The organism is Curtobacterium sp. 'Ferrero' (genome assembly GCF_002412165.1).
Lineage (GTDB): Bacteria > Actinomycetota > Actinomycetes > Actinomycetales > Microbacteriaceae > Curtobacterium.
In genome coordinates this window covers 110,110-126,704 of the sequence record NZ_NXIA01000001.1, presented here as the reverse complement: position 1 = coordinate 126,704, position 16,595 = coordinate 110,110, and the positions used below count along the sequence as shown (strand labels likewise).

General features: G+C 71.3%; 21 protein-coding genes. 11 read left to right on the top strand and 10 right to left on the bottom strand.

Annotated features, from left to right (window positions below):
• Positions 1 to 6: 6 nt before the first annotated feature.
• From iolD to Csp2054_RS00545, 5 genes are all read left to right on the top strand, one after another.
• A complete protein-coding gene (gene iolD / locus Csp2054_RS00565; RefSeq protein WP_176491505.1) occupies positions 7 to 1,896 on the top strand; it encodes a 3D-(3,5/4)-trihydroxycyclohexane-1,2-dione acylhydrolase (decyclizing) in 1,890 nt (629 codons plus the stop codon).
• Between the two features lie 32 nt (positions 1,897 to 1,928).
• On the top strand, positions 1,929 to 2,876 hold the full coding sequence (locus tag Csp2054_RS00560) for a sugar phosphate isomerase/epimerase family protein (RefSeq protein WP_096897617.1): 948 nt from the start codon (positions 1,929 to 1,931) through the stop codon (positions 2,874 to 2,876).
• A gap of 26 nt (positions 2,877 to 2,902) precedes the next feature.
• Positions 2,903 to 3,967: a Gfo/Idh/MocA family protein gene (locus tag Csp2054_RS00555; protein ID WP_096897362.1), complete on the top strand. Its 1,065-nt coding sequence runs from the start codon at positions 2,903 to 2,905 to the stop codon at positions 3,965 to 3,967.
• Positions 3,964 to 5,076, top strand: a complete 1,113-nt coding sequence (locus tag Csp2054_RS00550; RefSeq protein ID WP_096897360.1) for a transaldolase family protein — start codon at positions 3,964 to 3,966, stop codon at positions 5,074 to 5,076. The genes Csp2054_RS00555 and Csp2054_RS00550 overlap by 4 nt, the downstream gene beginning before the upstream one ends.
• A 305-nt stretch (positions 5,077 to 5,381) precedes the next feature.
• On the top strand, positions 5,382 to 5,789 hold the full coding sequence (locus Csp2054_RS00545; protein WP_096897358.1) for a tautomerase family protein: 408 nt from the start codon (positions 5,382 to 5,384) through the stop codon (positions 5,787 to 5,789).
• A gap of 63 nt (positions 5,790 to 5,852) precedes the next feature.
• On the opposite strand, the gene Csp2054_RS00540 is transcribed toward Csp2054_RS00545, so the two are convergent.
• The 3 genes from Csp2054_RS00540 to Csp2054_RS00530 form a co-directional block, all read right to left on the bottom strand.
• Positions 5,853 to 6,611, bottom strand: a complete 759-nt coding sequence (locus Csp2054_RS00540) for a GntR family transcriptional regulator (RefSeq protein WP_096897356.1) — start codon at positions 6,609 to 6,611, stop codon at positions 5,853 to 5,855.
• Between the two features lie 113 nt (positions 6,612 to 6,724).
• Entirely contained in the window at positions 6,725 to 7,399 is a 675-nt protein-coding gene (locus tag Csp2054_RS00535) for an exonuclease domain-containing protein (RefSeq protein ID WP_255252543.1), read from the bottom strand.
• A gap of 71 nt (positions 7,400 to 7,470) precedes the next feature.
• A complete protein-coding gene (locus Csp2054_RS00530) occupies positions 7,471 to 7,911 on the bottom strand; it encodes a MarR family winged helix-turn-helix transcriptional regulator (RefSeq protein WP_255252542.1) in 441 nt (146 codons plus the stop codon).
• A gap of 25 nt (positions 7,912 to 7,936) precedes the next feature.
• On the opposite strand from Csp2054_RS00530, the gene Csp2054_RS00525 reads away from it, so the two are divergent.
• From Csp2054_RS00525 to Csp2054_RS00510, 4 genes are all read left to right on the top strand, one after another.
• A complete protein-coding gene (locus Csp2054_RS00525) occupies positions 7,937 to 9,193 on the top strand; it encodes a multidrug effflux MFS transporter (protein WP_255252541.1) in 1,257 nt (418 codons plus the stop codon).
• A 50-nt stretch (positions 9,194 to 9,243) separates the two neighbouring features.
• Positions 9,244 to 9,774, top strand: coding sequence for a hypothetical protein (locus Csp2054_RS00520; RefSeq protein WP_096897353.1), 531 nt, complete (start codon positions 9,244 to 9,246; stop codon positions 9,772 to 9,774).
• A gap of 58 nt (positions 9,775 to 9,832) precedes the next feature.
• On the top strand, positions 9,833 to 10,906 hold the full coding sequence (gene ychF / locus Csp2054_RS00515; RefSeq protein ID WP_096897351.1) for a redox-regulated ATPase YchF: 1,074 nt from the start codon (positions 9,833 to 9,835) through the stop codon (positions 10,904 to 10,906).
• Between the two features lie 203 nt (positions 10,907 to 11,109).
• Positions 11,110 to 11,808 (top strand): DUF3800 domain-containing protein, encoded by a 699-nt coding sequence (locus Csp2054_RS00510; RefSeq protein WP_096897348.1) that lies wholly within the window; start codon positions 11,110 to 11,112, stop codon positions 11,806 to 11,808.
• Positions 11,809 to 11,820: 12 nt separating this feature from the next.
• Here the strand turns inward: Csp2054_RS00510 and Csp2054_RS00505 are convergent, their stop codons facing one another.
• Positions 11,821 to 12,126 carry a hypothetical protein gene (locus Csp2054_RS00505; RefSeq protein WP_096897346.1) on the bottom strand — a complete coding sequence of 102 codons (306 nt, stop codon included), beginning with the start codon at positions 12,124 to 12,126 and terminating at the stop codon, positions 11,821 to 11,823.
• 53 nt (positions 12,127 to 12,179) lie between these two features.
• Here Csp2054_RS00505 and Csp2054_RS00500 point away from each other — a divergent pair, with 53 nt between their 5' ends.
• Entirely contained in the window at positions 12,180 to 12,575 is a 396-nt protein-coding gene (locus tag Csp2054_RS00500; RefSeq protein WP_096897344.1) for a DUF2510 domain-containing protein, read from the top strand.
• Between the two features lie 120 nt (positions 12,576 to 12,695).
• Positions 12,696 to 13,157 (top strand): phage tail protein, encoded by a 462-nt coding sequence (locus Csp2054_RS00495; RefSeq protein WP_096897343.1) that lies wholly within the window; start codon positions 12,696 to 12,698, stop codon positions 13,155 to 13,157.
• A gap of 28 nt (positions 13,158 to 13,185) precedes the next feature.
• On the opposite strand, the gene Csp2054_RS00490 is transcribed toward Csp2054_RS00495, so the two are convergent.
• The 6 genes from Csp2054_RS00490 to Csp2054_RS00465 form a co-directional block, all read right to left on the bottom strand.
• On the bottom strand, positions 13,186 to 13,662 hold the full coding sequence (locus tag Csp2054_RS00490; protein WP_255252540.1) for a nucleotidyltransferase domain-containing protein: 477 nt from the start codon (positions 13,660 to 13,662) through the stop codon (positions 13,186 to 13,188).
• A 49-nt stretch (positions 13,663 to 13,711) separates the two neighbouring features.
• Entirely contained in the window at positions 13,712 to 13,909 is a 198-nt protein-coding gene (locus Csp2054_RS00485; protein ID WP_096897339.1) for a hypothetical protein, read from the bottom strand.
• Between the two features lie 223 nt (positions 13,910 to 14,132).
• Entirely contained in the window at positions 14,133 to 14,300 is a 168-nt protein-coding gene (locus tag Csp2054_RS17915) for a hypothetical protein (protein WP_176491480.1), read from the bottom strand.
• A gap of 174 nt (positions 14,301 to 14,474) precedes the next feature.
• Positions 14,475 to 14,762 (bottom strand): hypothetical protein, encoded by a 288-nt coding sequence (locus Csp2054_RS00475; RefSeq protein ID WP_096897336.1) that lies wholly within the window; start codon positions 14,760 to 14,762, stop codon positions 14,475 to 14,477.
• Positions 14,763 to 15,027: 265 nt separating this feature from the next.
• A complete protein-coding gene (locus Csp2054_RS00470; RefSeq protein ID WP_096897334.1) occupies positions 15,028 to 15,636 on the bottom strand; it encodes an HD domain-containing protein in 609 nt (202 codons plus the stop codon).
• A 93-nt stretch (positions 15,637 to 15,729) separates the two neighbouring features.
• Positions 15,730 to 16,506, bottom strand: a complete 777-nt coding sequence (locus Csp2054_RS00465; protein ID WP_096897332.1) for an isocitrate lyase/phosphoenolpyruvate mutase family protein — start codon at positions 16,504 to 16,506, stop codon at positions 15,730 to 15,732.
• Positions 16,507 to 16,595: the final 89 nt, after the last annotated feature.

The following is a 16,595-nucleotide window of genomic DNA, read 5'->3' as shown; positions in this document are numbered from 1 at the left end:
CGCCGCATGACCGTCGGTCAGGCGCTCGTCGAGTTCCTGGCGAACCAGTGGACCGTCGACGGTGACGTCCGCGAGCGCACCGTCCCGGGGATCTTCGGCATCTTCGGGCACGGCAACGTCGCCGGCCTCGGCCAGGCGATCAAGCAGCTCCACGTCGACCAACCCGGCCTGCTGCCGTACCACCAGGCCCGCAACGAGCAGGCGATGGTGCACGAGGCGGTCGGCTTCGCCCGCATGCACCGGCGTCGTGCGACGTTCGCCGCGACGGCCTCGGTCGGCCCCGGCGCGGCGAACATGCTCACCGCCGCCGCACTCGCCACGACGAACCGGCTGCCCGCCCTGCTGCTGCCGTCGGACACGTTCGCCACCCGGACCACGGACCCGGTGCTGCAGCAGATCGAGCAGCCGCACGACACCTCGCTGCAGGTCACGGACGCGTTCCGACCGCTGTCCCGGTTCTTCGACCGGGTCGAGCGGCCCGAGCAGCTGTTCTCGATCGCCCTCGCCGCGATGCGGGTGTTGACCGACCCGGCGGAGACCGGCGCCGTGACGATCGCACTGCCCGAGGACGTGCAGGCCGAGGCCCTCGAGGTCCCGGTGGCGTTCCTGCAGCCGCGCGACTGGCACCTCCGCCGTCCGCTGCCCGAACGCGGCCCGCTCGCCCGCGCGGTGTCGGCGATCGCCGCGGCGGAGCGCCCCGTGATCGTCGCGGGCGGCGGGGTCCTCTACTCCGGTGCCGAGCAGGAGCTCGCCGCGTTCGTCGAGGCGACCGGCATCCCGGTCGGCACGTCGCAGGCCGGTGGTGGTTCGCTCGTCTGGGACCACCCGCAGTACCTCGGCGGGATCGGGGCGACGGGCACCGCCGCGGCCAACGCGATCGCGGGCCGGGCCGACGTCGTGATCGGCATCGGCACGCGGTACAGCGACTTCACCACGGCGTCCCGCACTGCGTTCCAGGACCCGGACGTCACGTTCGTCAACATCAACGTCGCCGCGTTCGACGCGTACAAGCACGGCACGCAGCTCCCGGTGGTCGCGGACGCCCGGGAGGCACTGGTCGCGTTGACCGCGTCGCTCACGTCCGGATCGGCGTACGCCGTCGAAGCGGGCTACGCAGCCGAGATCGCGCAGCGCAAGCAGGAGTGGGACGCCGTCGTCGACGCCGCGTTCGCGCCGTCCGGCCTGGCGGTCCCCGGTCAGCCGGAGATCATCGGCGCCGTGCACGCCGCCACCGACCCGCGGGACGTCGTGGTCCAGGCCGCCGGATCGCTGCCGGGCGACCTGCACAAGCTCTGGCGCGTCCGCGACCCGCTCGGGTACCACGTCGAGTACGCGTTCTCGTGCATGGGCTACGAGATCGCGGGCGGCCTCGGTGTGCGGCGCGCCGCTCCCGACCGCGACGTGATCGTCATGGTGGGGGACGGGTCCTACCTGATGCTCCACACCGAGCTCGTCACCGCCGTCGCGGAGGGGATCAAGATCGTCGTCGTCCTGGTCCAGAACGACGGGTTCGCGTCGATCGGGCACCTGTCCGAGACCGTCGGGTCGGAGCGGTACGGCACGAGGTACCGCTACCGCGACGACACCGGATCGTTCGAGAACGACGAGGTGCTGCCCGTCGACCTCGCGGCGAACGCCCGGTCGTACGGGGTCGACGTCATCGAGGTCCAGCCCGGCCCGGACGCCGTCGCCGACCTCACCGCGGCGGTCCGGCGTGCGAAGGCGAACGACCACACCACCCTCGTGCACGTCCACGCCGACCCGCTCCGGTACGCCCCCGACGGCGACGGCTGGTGGGACGTGCCGGTCGCCGAGACCTCCACCCTGCCGAGCACCCAGCAGGCCCGTGCCGCCTACGAGCAGCAGGTCGCGGCGCAGCGGCCCCTCCTCGGCTGATGCGCACCCCGACCCAGAAGGACGACGACGCCATGACCGACACCGTCACCGACACTGTCACCGACACCGACACCGCGCGCTCCATCCGGATCGGGACCGCTCCCGACTCGTGGGGCGTCTGGTTCGCGGACGATCCCGGCCAGGTGCCGTGGCAGCGCTTCCTCGACGAAGCGTCCGCCGCCGGGTACGAGTGGATCGAGCTCGGACCGTACGGCTACCTGCCGACCGATCCGTCGCAGCTGTCCGACGAGCTGGAGTCCCGCGGCCTGCGGCTCTCGGCCGGGACGGTCTTCACCGGCCTCCACAAGGGCGACGACCGGTTCCGGCGCGCCTGGGACCAGGCGGTCGCGGTGGCGGGGCTCGTGTCGCAGCTCGGCGCGGAGCACCTCGTCACGATCCCCGACCTGTGGCGCTCGGACGCCACCGGTGCGGTCCTCGAGCCCCGGACGCTCACCGACGAGCAGTGGACCCGGCTCGGGAGGGGGCACGACCAGCTCGGCAAGGCGCTGCTCGAGGAGTTCGGCGTCCACCAGCAGTTCCACACGCACGCGGACAGCCACGTCGGCACGTACCGCGAGACCGTCCGGTTCCTGTCCGAGACCGACCCGGCGTACACGAACCTCTGTCTCGACACCGGGCACTTCGCGTACTACGGCGGCGACAGCCTCCGCATGATCGCCGAACACCCCGAGCGCATCGGGTACCTGCACCTCAAGCAGGTCGACACCGACCTGCTCTTCGACGTGCTGAAGAACGACGTGCCGTTCGCCACCGCGGTCGCGCAGGGGATCATGACCGAGCCGCCGCACGGCACCCCCGACCTCGCCCCGGTCATCGAGGCCGTCGCCGCGATCGACCCGGACGTCTTCGGCATCGTCGAGCAGGACATGTACGGCTGCGCCGTCGACGTCCCCGCCCCGATCGCCGAGCGCACCGTCCAGCACATCCTCCGTTCCACCCCGGCCGCCCGGGTCTCCTGACGCCGACACCGAAGGGTCTCCCTCCCATGCACAGCACCGCCAACCTCCGTGTCGCCGTCGTCGGCGCGGGCATGATGGGCGCCGACCACGTGCGGCGACTCACCGCGACGACCGCGAACGCCGACGTCGTCGCGATCGTCGAACCCGACCGGGACCGAGCCGCGGCAGCAGCCGCACTCGCGCCCGGGGCGATCACCGCAGCGTCGTTCGACGAGGCGCTGGACCGGACGGACATCGACGCCGTCGTCATCGCGACGCCGGGGTTCCTCCACGAACCGATCCTCGTGACCGCGCTGGAGCGCGGGCTCGCGGTGCTCTGCGAGAAACCGCTCACCACGAGCGCGGCGGACTCCCTGCGGATCGTCGAGCTCGAACAGCAGCACGCCGAACGCCCCCGCATCCAGGTCGGGTTCATGCGCCGGTTCGACCGCGGCTACCAGGAGCTGCGTGCGCTGCGGGAGTCGGGTGTGCACGGCGCCCTGCTCGCCCTGCACCACGCGCACCGGAACCCGACCACACCGCCGAACTTCAGCGAGTCGATGCTCATCCACGACTCGGTCATCCACGAGATCGACATCATCCCGTTCCTCACCGGTGAGCGCATCACCGGCGTCGAGGTGAAGAAGCCCCGGCGGAACAGCCTCGCGCCGCCGGACCTCCCCGAGCCGCAGCTCGTGCTCTTCACCACCGAGTCCGGCACCATGGCGATCGTCGAGATCAGCGTGAACGTGCAGTTCGGGTACCAGGTCACGACCGACGCCGTGTTCGAGTCCGCCGTCGCGTACGCCGGTCGGGAGACCTCGCAGACCGTCGTGACCGGCGGCGTGTCCGGCCAGGGGGTGACCCCGTCGTACAAGGAGCGCTTCGCCGCCGCCTACGACGAGGAGGTGCAGCGCTGGGTCGACGCCGCCCGGACCGGCGGCATCGACGGACCCAGCGCGTGGGACGGGTACACGGCGTCCGTCGTCGCCGAGGTCGCCGTCCGGGCACAGCAGTCCGGCGCGGCCGAGTCGGTCGGGTACGCGCTGGCGAAGCCGGCGTTCTACGCCACCGCCGACGACGCCGTGCTGCAGGACGGACCGGCACGATGACCACGACCGACCGACAGCGCACCGAGTCCGCGGTCGACACCCGCCCCGTCACGTTGCAGGCCGCCGAACGCACGCCGACCGCGCTGTGGAACGACTCCGCCGACCCGCACGAGCTCGGCACGGCGATCGCCGAGTACGGCGCGGTCGGCGCGACCTGCAACCCGGTCATCGCCTACACGTGCATCAAGCAGGACCCGGATCGGTGGGTGCCGCGCATCCGCGAGATCGCCGCGGAGCACCCGAAGGCGGGGGAGTCGTGGATCGGGTGGAAGGCGGTCGAGGAGCTGTCGGTCGCCGCAGCCGAGCGGTTGCTGCCCGCGTTCCGGGCATCGGGCGGTCGTGACGGGCGGCTGTCGATGCAGACCGACCCGCGGCTGCACCGGGACCGTGACGCCCTCGTCGAGCAGGCCGTCCGGTTCTCGGAGCTCGCGCCGAACATCATCGTGAAGATCCCGGCGACGTCGGTGGGCATCGCCGCGATCGAGGAGGCCGCGTACCGGGGCGTGTCGATCAACGCGACGGTGTCGTTCACCGTGTCGCAGGTCGTCGCGGTCGCGGAGGCCGTCGAACGCGCCCTCGACCGTCGAACCGCGGAGGGGCTGCCGGACCGCGAGTTCGGTCACGTGGTCACGCTCATGGTCGGCCGGTTCGACGACTGGTTGAAGACCGTCGTCGCGCGCGAGCACGTGATGGTCGACCCGGGGATCCTCGAGTGGGCAGGGATCGCTGCGGTCAAGCACGCCTACCGGGTCTTCCGGCAGCGCGGCTTCCGCTCCCGGCTGCTCGTCGCCGCCTTCCGCAACCCGTTGCAGTGGTCGGAGTTCCAGGGCGGCGACCTCGTCGTCTCGCCGCCCTTCCAGTGGGCGACGGACATCAACGACAACGCGTTCCCGTGGCGTCCCGACGCGATCGACGACGAGGTGCCGGCCGGCATCCTCGATGCGCTCCGTGCCGCGACACCGGAGTTCTCCCGCGGCTACGACGTCGACGGCATGACGGTCGACGAGTTCGACCGGTTCGGCGCGACCGTGACCACGCTGCGGCAGTTCCTCGACGCCGACGCGATGCTCGACGCCCTCGTCCGCGACATCGTCCTGCCGCCCGCCTGACGGACCGGGGCATGACCGTCCGCGCGCACACCGGCGCGGTGAGCCGGGCGGACCTCCGCGGAGGACCGCGCCGGCTCCGGGCACGACGTCGCTCCCGTCGGCGGGCGGCTCCCGTACCCCGCGTCGACCCGCTGCTGGACGCTCGCCGCACGATGGCGGGGGCACGCGGAGCAGGCTGGGTCCAGGCCGCGCGCTCGCGTCGCGGGTCGTGCGCGGGACGAGACCCGCGCCTCCCGTCCGCGCACCGCTGGCCGCCACCGCATCCGGTGCAACGCACCGCCCACCCGACCCCGCGAGGAGAACCCATGCCGCTCGTCCGCATCGACCTGATCACCGGCCGCACCCCGGAGGAGGTGCGCGCGATCGCCGACGCCGTGCACCAGGCGATCGTCGACGAGTACGGCATCCCGGCACGGGACCGCTTCCAGGTGGTGACCGAGCACCCGGCGACGCACATCATCGCCGAGGACGCCGGTCTCGGGTTCGAGCGGACCGAGGGCGTCGTGATGATCCAGGTCTTCACCCAGGCCGGTCGGTCGGACGAGGCCAAGCAGGCGCTCTACGCCACCGTCCACGACCGGCTCGCCGCCGTCGGGGTCGCGAGCGAGGACGTGTTCATCGGCTACGTCGAGAACGGCCCCCAGGACTGGTCGTTCGGCTTCGGTCGCGCGCAGTACGTCACCGGCGAGCTCAGCGTGCCGTCCTCCGACTGACGGCCGCTGCTGCTGCTGCTGCCCGCTCGTCCGCTGACGGTCCGGCTGCTGCGAGCCCGGCTCCTACTTGTCGACCAGCGTGACCTCGAACGAGTACCGGTCGGGCCGGTAGCAGTGCACCCCGTACTCGACCGCCCGTCCGGACGCGTCGTACGCGGTGCGGCTCATCGTCAGCACGGGGTCGCCGTCCTCGACCTCGAGCAGCCGGGCCTCGTCGTCCGTCGCCGCCCGTGCACCGATCCGTTGCTTCGCCACCCGCATCGTGACCCCGCGGGCCCGGAGCAGCTGGTAGAGCCCGTGCGTGGCGAGGTCGTCGGCGGAGAGGTCGATGAAGTCGGACGGCAGGTAGTTCTCGAGCACCGCCATCGGTACGTCCTCGGCGAACCGGACCCGGCGCAGGTGGACGACGGTCGTGCCGGGGTCGACCCCGAGCGCCTCGGCGACGACGTCCGACGCGGGGACGTCTTCACGGCGCAGCAGCGTCGTGGCCGGTGCCTGCGACCCCTGCGCCAGGTCGTCGTACAGGCTGGTCAGCTCCACCTTCCGCGTCACCGGGCCGTGGACCACCTGCGTGCCGATCCCGCGCCGACGCACGAGCAACCCCTTGTCGACGAGGTCCTGGATCGCGCGCCGGATGGTGGGGCGGGACAGACCGAGCCGCTCCCCGAGCGCGATCTCGTTCTCCAACCGGGCGCCCGGGGGCATCGCGCCGGACCGGATCGCCTCCTCGATGCGCGACGCGACCTGGTGGTAGAGCGGCATCGGACCCGACCGGTCCAGGTCCATGAACAGGTCGGACGGCAGCTGGCCAGCGTTGGTCATCGCGGTCCTTCGGGCAACGGGCGCGACGGCGGTGCCGTCGATTTGTCCTGACAATACCACCGAGCGTTCCCGCAGCTCTTTCGACGGGTCCTCTCTGCAGGCTGGCCCGAGCGTCAGTCGGAGAAGACCATCGGCCGACGCGACAACCGGGGCTGCGGGGCCGCGGCCGCAGCGCGTGGCTTGTCCTCGCGCGGCCGCACCGGCGCGATGTGCACGCGGGTCGCGGAGCCCAGCGCCTCGACGGTGTCCGCGCCGTGCTGCCCGGCGGCGTGCACGACGATCGCCGCGCAGGCCTCGGCGTCGGCGGCGGCGTCGTGGTGCGAGAAGCCCACGTGTCCGGCGGCTCGCGCGGCCATCGGCAGGCGGTACGAGTCGAGCGTGTAGGTCTTGCGGGCCACCTGCAGGGAGCACAGGGAGTGGTGCTCGGCGAGGGGTGTCCCCGTGGCGGCGCACCCGCCGGCGATCACGCCCATGTCGAACCGGGCGTTGTGGGCGACCAGGACGTCGCCGTCCGCGAACGCCACGATGTCGGCGTACTGCTCGGCCCATCCCTTCGCCCCGCGCACGTCCGAGGCGACGATGCCGTGGATGCGGGTGTTCCACTCGAGGAAGACGTCGTGCCCGATCGGCGGCTGGATGAACCACGAGGCGCGCTCGACGACCCGGCCGGCCCGGATCTTCACGAGCCCGACGGAGCACGCACTGGCGGGCGAGCTGTTGGCGGTCTCGAAGTCGATCGCGGTGAAGTTCAACGGCACGGCACCGATCGTCGCACGGGGTTCCGACATCGGCCGCGGTTGGTCGCGGCGTTGCGGCCGTGACGGACGGCTCCCGCCCCTCGCCGGCGTCGGCGTCGGGGTCAGCGACGCCGGAGCCCCTCGTCGACGCGTTCGAGCAGGGCCAGCGCCTCGACCGTCCCGCCCTCGTCCCCGTCGAGGGCGGCCCGGAGCCTCGTCGCCCAGTGCCGGTGCAGCCGCGCGACGCTCGCGTCGGCGACCGGGGTGGGGTGCAGCTGCACCGTCCGAGCGTCGGTCGGGTGCTGCCGCCGTTCGACCATGCCCTTGCTCACGAGCGAGCGGAGCGCCGCGCTGAGGTTGCTCCGCTGCAGCGCAGTCGCCTCCGCCGTGGCGCTCGGTGAGGTGCCCGGGTTGCGGGACACCCAGCGCATGACGAGCGCCTCGGTGCCGGTGAGGGGCACGATGTCGCGCGGCTCGCCGCCGTGCGGATCGACCTCGCGCGCGATGCGGAGGAGGACGTCCGCGAACTCGGCGAGCTGGGCGTCGGACACCTCGGAGTGCATGGCCGTACTGTACCGAGGCCTGCCGATGGGTTATGATTTCATAATAATGACCTCGGACACCGGAACCATCCGCACACACGTCGGACCCGCCACGGCCGACCGACCGGGCATCACCGCAGCCCTGCTCCTGGTGCTCGGCCTGCTCAGCGCCGTCGCACCCTTCGCCACCGACCTGTACATGCCCGCGTTCCCCGCGATGACGGCCACGCTCCACACGAGTGCGACCGCGGTGCAGCTCACCTTGACCGCCTTCCTCGTCGGGGTGACCGCGGGGCAGCTGGTGTTCGGACCGCTCTCCGACCGGTTCGGTCGCGTCCCGCCGCTGGTCGCCGGAGCAGCACTCTGCGTGCTCGCCTCCGTCGCCGCGGTGCTCGCGCCGAACATCGCCGTGCTGATCACCGCACGACTCCTGCAGGGCCTCGGCGGCGCGGCGGGAATGGTGATCAGCCGCGCGGTCATCTCCGACCTCGCGACCGGCAAGGCCGCGGCGCGCGCGTTCTCGCTGATGATGATCGTCGGCGGGGTCGCGCCGGTCGTGGCGCCGCTCCTCGGTGGCCTCCTGGCCGGACCGATCGGCTGGCGTGGTCTCCTCACGATCGTCCTCGGACTCGCCGTCGCCATGCTCATCGCGGTGCTCGCCGTGGTCCGCGAGACCCACATCCGGGAGCGTCGCGACGCGCTCCGTGTCGAACGCCAGGGCGCCGGATCGCCGTGGCGGGCGCTGCTGTCACGGGCGTTCCTCGCGCACACGGCCGTGTTCGGCTTCGCGTTCGCGGTCATGATGGCTTACATCTCCGCATCGCCGTTCCTGTACCAGGACATGATCGGCTTCGACACGGTCGGCTACGGACTGGCGTTCGGGCTCAACGCGCTCGCGCTCATGGGCGTCAGCGTCGTGTCGGCGAAGCTCACGGAGCGTCGGTCGGTCAGGGGCGTCCTCTCGCTGGGGATCGGCCTGGTCCTCGCGTCGACGATCGTGTTCGCCCTGCTCGTCGTCACCGGCGCTCCGGCCCTCTGGCTCGCCGTCCCGCTCTTCACCGCGGTCGGGTCGCTCGGTCTCGTGCTCGGCAACGCCACCGCGCTCGCCCTCGGCGCGGTCCCCGCCGCGGCCGGCAGCGCGTCCGCCGTGCTCGGCGCGCTGCAGTTCGGCCTGGCGGCCCTGGTGTCCCCGCTCGTGAGCATCGGCGGATCGACCACGGCCGGCCCGCTCGCCGTCGTCATGCTGGCCGCTGCCGTCGTGGCCGTCGTCGCCCTGCTCGTCGCCTGGCCGCGTCGTCGCTGACGGCGGTGTCCGAGCGGCAGGCTCGAGCACAGCACCGGTAGCCTGCGGGGATGGGGACCGCCACCGACCGACCGCTCGTCCTCGTCCTGCCCGGCAGCGGGTACGGCCAGCAGGCGCCGCTGCTCTGGTGGACCCGCGCCGTCGCCGAGCAGCACGATGCCGAGGTCCTCGCCCCCTCGTGGGACGCGGACGACGACGCAGGCACCGACCCCGTCGGGTTCGTGGAACGCAGCGTCGAGCGTGCCCTCGGCGGGCGACGACCGGACCTCGTCGTCGCCAAGTCGTTCGGGTGCTGCGCACTCCCGTGGGCCGTCCGCAACGGCATCGCCGGCGTTTGGCTCACCCCCGTCTGCACCCTGGGGTCCGTCGCCGCAGCATCGGCGACGGACGTCGCCGTCGGCGGCTCGGCCGACCCCCTGTGGCAGCCGGACGCGATCGGCGGAGGCGGGGCGCGCCTCCAGACCGTCGACGGAGCCGACCACGCGCTCGAGGTGCGCGGCGACTGGCGACGCTCGCAGCGCCTCCAGGCCGAGGTGCTCGACCTGGTCGAGGGCCGCATCGCGGGCCTGCGGGCCGTCTGACGACCGGACTGGAGGCCCGGGTCGGCTCCGGCAGGTGGCCCCGGTAGGCTGTCCTCCCGTGGCTCTCACCATCGGAATCGTCGGTCTCCCGAACGTCGGCAAGTCGACCCTGTTCAACGCCCTGACCAAGAACCAGGTCCTCGCGGCGAACTACCCGTTCGCGACGATCGAACCGAACGTCGGCGTGGTGAACCTGCCCGACCCGCGGCTCGACCGGCTCGCCGAGCTGTTCCACTCGGAGAAGACCGTGCCCGCTCCGGTGTCGTTCGTCGACATCGCCGGCATCGTCAAGGGCGCCAGCGAGGGTGAGGGGCTCGGCAACAAGTTCCTCGCGAACATCCGCGAGGCCGACGCCATCGCCCAGGTGGTCCGTGGCTTCGCCGACGACGACGTCGTCCACGTGGCGAACAAGGTGTCGCCGAAGGACGATCTCGAGGTGATCAACACCGAGCTCATCCTCGCCGACCTCGAGACCATCGAGAAGGCGCTGCCGCGGTACGAGAAGACCGTGAAGCTGAAGCAGGCCGAGCCGATCGTGCTCGAGACCGCGAAGGAGGCGAAGGCGGCGCTCGAGCAGGGCACGCTGCTGTCCGCGACCTCGATCGACCTCGACCCCATCCGCGAGCTCGGGCTCCTCTCCGCGAAGCCCTTCATCTTCGTGTTCAACGTCGACGAGGCCGTGCTCACCGACGAGGCCCGCAAGGCCGAGCTCTCGGCGCTCGTCGCCCCCGCCCAGGCCGTGTTCCTCGACGCGAAGATCGAGTCGGAGCTCATCGACCTCGACCCGGCGGACGCCGCGGAACTCCTCGAGTCGACCGGTCAGACCGAGTCGGGCCTCGACCAGCTCGCGCGCATCGGCTTCGACACCCTCGGGCTGCAGACCTACCTGACCGCGGGGCCCAAGGAGTCGCGGGCGTGGACGATCGGCAAGGGGTGGAAGGCGCCTCAGGCCGCCGGTGTCATCCACACCGACTTCGAGAAGGGCTTCATCAAGGCCGAGGTCATCTCGTTCGAGGACCTCATGGAGGCCGGCTCGATCGCCGAGGCCCGTGCGCACGGCAAGGCCCGGATCGAGGGCAAGGACTACGTCATGCAGGACGGCGACGTGGTGGAGTTCCGCTTCAACAACTGAGTCGCCGCGGACCGCCCGGGCTGACCTTGGTTGCGCTGGCTCGAACACTGTCCCGTCGTCGCGAGTTCCGAGGTGCCTCTCGAGGCGGTACACTCATGTCACTGGGCTGGCCGTGAGGCCCTGGTCCACCCTTTCGGCGGAGACATCCCTTCGCCACGCTGCAGGCGGGCATTGCCCGCCTGCAGCTCTTTCCAGGCTCACCAGTGCGCGAACTCAGTATCTTCATCGACGAATCGGGCGACTTCGGCCCGTACGAGAAACACGCTCCCTACTACGTGTTGAGCCTGGTGTTCCACGACCAGAGCGAGGACATCGGCGGCCACCTCGAGTCGATCCACAGGTCGCTCAACGACCGTGGGCTTCCCGAGGACCATGCGATACACACCGGGCCGCTCATCCGTCGCGAGAAGGACTACCAGTGGATGCCGATGCCGGACCGGCGATCACTGTTCCGCGTTCTGGTCGACTTTGTCCGCCACTGCACCATCACCCACCGTTCGTGGGTGTTCGCGAAGCGCGACAACGGCGACTCAGACCAGCTCGTGACGAGCATGTCCCGTGCGCTCGGCGCCTTCATCCGTGAGAACAGCGCCTTCTTCATGCTCTGGGATCGCATCGTCGTCTACTACGACAACGGGCAGAAGGAGATCACCAACGTCGTGAACAGCGTGTTTAACGCGCTGCTCAGTTCAGCGGAGGTGCGCAAGGTCTCTCCGTCTGACTACAGCCTCTTCCAAGCAGCGGATCTGTGCTGCACCCTCGCACTGCTCGAACAGAAGATCCGCGCAGGAGGGCTGTCCCAGTCTGAGCGGGATTTCTTCTCGACCCCGAAGAACAGCGCCGAGCGAGCCCTCAAGAGGGGGTACTTCAAGACGCTCGATGCGAAGCGGTTCGTCGGGTGACCGTGTGGGCGCTCACTCGGCGACCTCGTGCATGTTCTGGGCCTGCCACCCCTCGGGCACGCTGTTGCGGTAGGCCGCCAACGCAGCGTCGTAGTTCGCTCCTGTGGCCTCGTGCGGACGGAGCGCTGTGGACCGTGCGATCGCCTTCACGGTCGACTCGCCCGTCGCCTTGCTCGTCACGGTGTTGACCTGGAGCAGCTGGAACCCGTCGAGGTCGAGCGCCGCGATCGCCGCCTCTCGCGCCTCGCCGATGGTGTCGCCGCTGCCCTCGGCCTCCCGGGTCTCGGTCGATCGCAGGGTGCCTCGCAGTGTCGTCACCCCTCCAGTATGGAGGGCTGACGACGGGTGCCGGTGTCCGCCAGGATGAGCGCATGACGAACGTGCAGCCAGGTTGGTACGACGACGGTTCCGGCACGATGCGGTGGTGGGACGGGAACGCGTGGACGGAGCAGGTGCAACCCGCGGCGGCACCGGCACCGGCACCGGGCATCGGGGGTGTCTTCGACCGCATCCAGGCGGAGGCGAACGCGGGGGCGCAACCCCGTTCGGCCGCGGCCGGCATGAGCTACGTCGTGTTGCAGGTCGTGCTCAAGGAGAAGTTCTTCGGCACCGGCTCGGGCAACCTGACCGAGCTGGAGCGGGCGATCAACCAGCAGGCAGCGCTCGGCTACCGCTTGCACACGATCACCACGTCGTCCTCGGGCAGCACCGGCTTCGGCGGGGGCGACCGCATCCAGGCGACGATGGTGTTCGAGAAGCTGGTCTGACGAGACTGCTGGCGCCCGCAACTGCCGGCGCCCCGGACCTGCTGACGCCGCTCGGTGATGGCGCTCGCTGTCCGAGCAGCGCTAGGTTGTCGCTGATCGCCGAGCCGCCAGGAGGGCGCCATGTCGTACGTCGTCGACTTCGTGAACGTGTCCACGGTCGGACTCGAGTCCTCGCCCGTGGCCGAGGCACTCGCCGGACTCCGAGCGAACGAGGCCAGGTACTTCGGGAACAAGTACGACCTCGACTTCACCACGGAATCCGCTGGCGACGTCCCGGACCTCGTGGAGTACGTCGCACGGGTGCTCCGGGAGCGGGACATCGAGATCGCGTCGATCCCGCTCGAGGCAACCGAGTTCGAGGTCGAGGGCGTCCGCTGGACCTACGTGTTCTACGAGTCCGGGCTGTCGATCAACGTGCTGTACACCCTCGAGCCGGGTGGCAAGCGAGCCGTGGGCTTCAAGCTCTCGGACGGCATGGAGGTCCCGGACGAGCTGGCGGACAAGTTCAAGTTCGTCCGGCAGCGGTCGAAGCTCGCCGGGACGATCCGAGGCTCCTACTTCGTGGTGAAGGGCGAGTACTGAGCGTCCTCCGGCCGCGGGGAGCACCTGCTCACAACGGCACGGCTTCGGCGAGCATGTGGGCGAAGTGCGGGTCGTCGGCGACGTCGTCCGTCAGCAGGTCGACGTCGAACCTGGTCAGCTCCTCGACCACGTGGGCGAACCCGCCCAGGTCGAACAGGGAGGCTCCGGGTGCGAGCCCGACCAGGAGATCGATGTCACTGTCCGGTGTGTCCTGGCCGCGCACAGCAGAGCCGAAGACCCGCACGTCCACCAGACGGTGGCGCGCTGCTTCCGCCAGGATATCGTCGGCGTGGACGCTCAGTGGGATGCTCGGCCGAGTCCGCGCCGCGCGGAGGACCCGGTCGAGCACTTCCGGGCCCGGGCGGACCCGACCGCTCTCGTAACCGGCGACGGTCCTCAGCGGCAGGCTGGCAGCCGAGGCCAGGGCCGCCACGGACATTCCGACGTCGAGTCGGGCAGCACGGACGAGTTCCGCTGCTCGGAGCGTGCGGCGGTGGTCCGTCACGACGGACGACGAGCCGCTTCCGGGAGCCGTGCGGGCCAGGAGCGGACGACTACCGCCCGCTCCACCGCACCCACGCCTGCACCTGCGCGCGAGCGCTCTCGAGCGAGGAGTGTGCACCGCGGATCGACCGGTCCGGTGACGACACGACGTACTGCTGCCCGTGGGTGATCTCGCAGAGGGGATCGGCGCCGAACGAGACCTTCCAGTGGTCTTCAGCGTCCTTCACCCATTGCAGACGGTTCGGCATGTCGGCTCCCTGTCCTCCGCGTCGGTCCCGCGGTCGTTGAGTCGACAGTAGCCCTCGGAGCCCGTGTGTTCCGCAGGAGGCCCGTTGGCCGGGATGCGCGCACCTCGAGGCGGCGTGGTGGAGCGGTTCCTACCGTCGGTGACGAGGGAGGGAACGTGAAGTACATCAGCTCCGACGGCGTCGAGATCCTGACGGGTGACCTCATCGCGGACGCCGTGCTCGACTACGCGGCGATCCTCGGTGCGAACCGCCGGACGGACACCGTCGCCGTGCCCGCCGTCGCGTTCGACGGGTCGATCACCAGGACGACGGTCCTGATCGGCCCGGCGAGCGAGATCGTGGTGAGCGACGCCCCCGACGACGTGCTCGAACCGGAGGACCCGGCGTTCATCCGTCGGCTCCGTGACGCCGCGATGTTCGCGGGTTCGGCGTTCCCGGTGGACGCCGACGGTGGACGGCGGTTCGTGGGTGCTGCCGAGGACGACGCGCCGGGCGGGGTCCGAGCCGCTGACGGAACGACGAAGCGCGCCGCCGAGGACCGGCGACGCGCTTCGTGGGATGTGGCTCAGGCGGCGAGCAGGAGCTCGCCGGCGGTGACCTCCTGTGCCTGCAGGAGGGTGCGGCTCGCCTCGCCGCGCCAGGACCGTCCGGGGATGGTCCAGCCGGCTTCGCCGCGCACCTCGATGCGCGCACCGGTGGTCACGAAGACGCCGAGGTCGTCGGCGTCCATTCGGACGAGGTACTCCCGACCGGTCCAGACGTCCCGCACGGGGAACTCGGCGACGCGGTCGGGGGACGTGACGGGAGCCGCGAGGGCGGTCCCGATGATGCTGATTCGTTCGTTGCTGGTCATGGTGTTGCGGTACTTCCTGGTCGTTCGGCGCCGTCGCGTGCTCCGTCGTCCGCCGGGACTTCGTGGTCCGGGCGCCGACGCGGTGGCCGCGGGCGCGCACGTCGTGTGTCGACGTGCAGCTCGTCCGTGTGGAGCGAGCGGTGGTCTCGTGGGAATGCGACCCGGGTGGGTCGGTGTCGAGACGGTTCGGTGTGCGCGAGTCAGATGGGTTCGCTGCAGTGCACCAAACGAACAGTATACGTGGGGATCGACCCGACGTCCAGCGTCACGCCAGGAACGCGTCCCACCGCGCGCTCCCGGCCACGACGTTGCCGGACCGGTCCAGCCGTGCAGCGGCACTCGTCGGCTTCCGCCCGGCCTGGTCGTGGATGGAGGCGGCGAAGGCGGCCGAGAAGTCGAGCCGGGGCAGCACCGCGCTGACCGCTCGGAGCGAGTCGTCCGGCACGAGCTCGAACCCGACTCCCGAGACGTCCAGCGAGGTCGCCACCTCGAGGAGGTGCCCCTCGGGGTCCTCGGCGGGGTCGACGGACAGCCACATGTGCCGTTCGATCACCTCGCCGACACGGCGGGCACGGACGGCGTCCCAGCCGGCCCCGATCGCGAACACGGACGCCACCGCACCCCCGGCGTCCTCGAACGGGACGGCGTGGGCGTCGAACGGCGCCGACATCCCCAGGTCGTGCAGCATCGCGGCGACAAAGAGGAGCTCCGGGTCGTGGTCGATCCCCGAGGCGTCGGCGATGAGCGTCGCCCACGCCGCCGAGCGCCGGCTGTGGTTCGCGAGCGCCGGCGTCGCCCAGCCACGGACCACGTCGAGCGCGCGCGCAGCCACGGGGGTCGGCGGGGTCAGCAGGGTCTCGACGTCGGTGCGCACACCGCCACGTTAGTGGCAGGGCGGACGACGGCCCGAGCGACGGACGGGAGGCGCGGTGCGGGCCCGCACCGCGCCTCCCGTCCGGGACGTGGCTCAGTTCAGGGCCGGGGTGTCCTCCGGCACGACGCCGTCGCCGTACAGGTCGGTCGCCAGGTCGCGCAGTGCGCGCAGCGCGACGCGCTGCGTCAGCGGGCCGTAGGAGATCCGTGCGACGCCGAGGGCCTCGTACTCGGCGGCGGGGAGCGCACCGGGCAGCCCGATCACCGACAGCTTGCCGCGGCCGAGCCCGTCCACGAGCTGCTCGACGACGTCCCGCTGGATCGCGCCCGGCACGAACACCAGCGCCGCGCCGTTGTCGAGGAACGCCTTGCCGCGGGCGATCGCGTCGGCGATGCTCTCCGCCATCGGTCGGTCGCCGCCGCGGGCGATCGCGTCGGTGCGGGCGTTCAGCTGGAAGTCGATGCCCTCGGCCTGCGCCGCGGCGGTGATCGCGGCGACCCGCGCCACGGCCTCGTCGAACGGGCGGAGGCGGTCCTCGACGTTCGCGCCGACGATGCCCGCGCCGATCGCGCGGCGGATGGTCTCGGCCGGGTCCTCGTAGCCGTCGTCGAGGTCCGCCGTCACGGGCAGGTCCGTGGCCGCCGCGACGGTCGCGGCACCGGCGAGCGCGACGTCGAGGGGCATGCCGCCGTCCTCGTAGCCGTGGCTCGCGGCGATCGAGTGGCCCGCCGTGGCGATCGCCCGGGTGTCGGGCAGGTCGCTGACGACCTTCGCGCTGATCGCGTCCCACACGTTGACGACGCGGAGGATCTCCGGGGCTTCGTGGAGGCGCTTGAGGGTCGTCGCCTTGTCGGCGGTGTTCGTGGTCATGCTGCCGACAGTACGGGGCGGTCGGGCTGGCGGTCCGGCGGTGCTCGGAGCGACCTCCTGCGCGACGCGATGTGACGGCGGGACTCGCG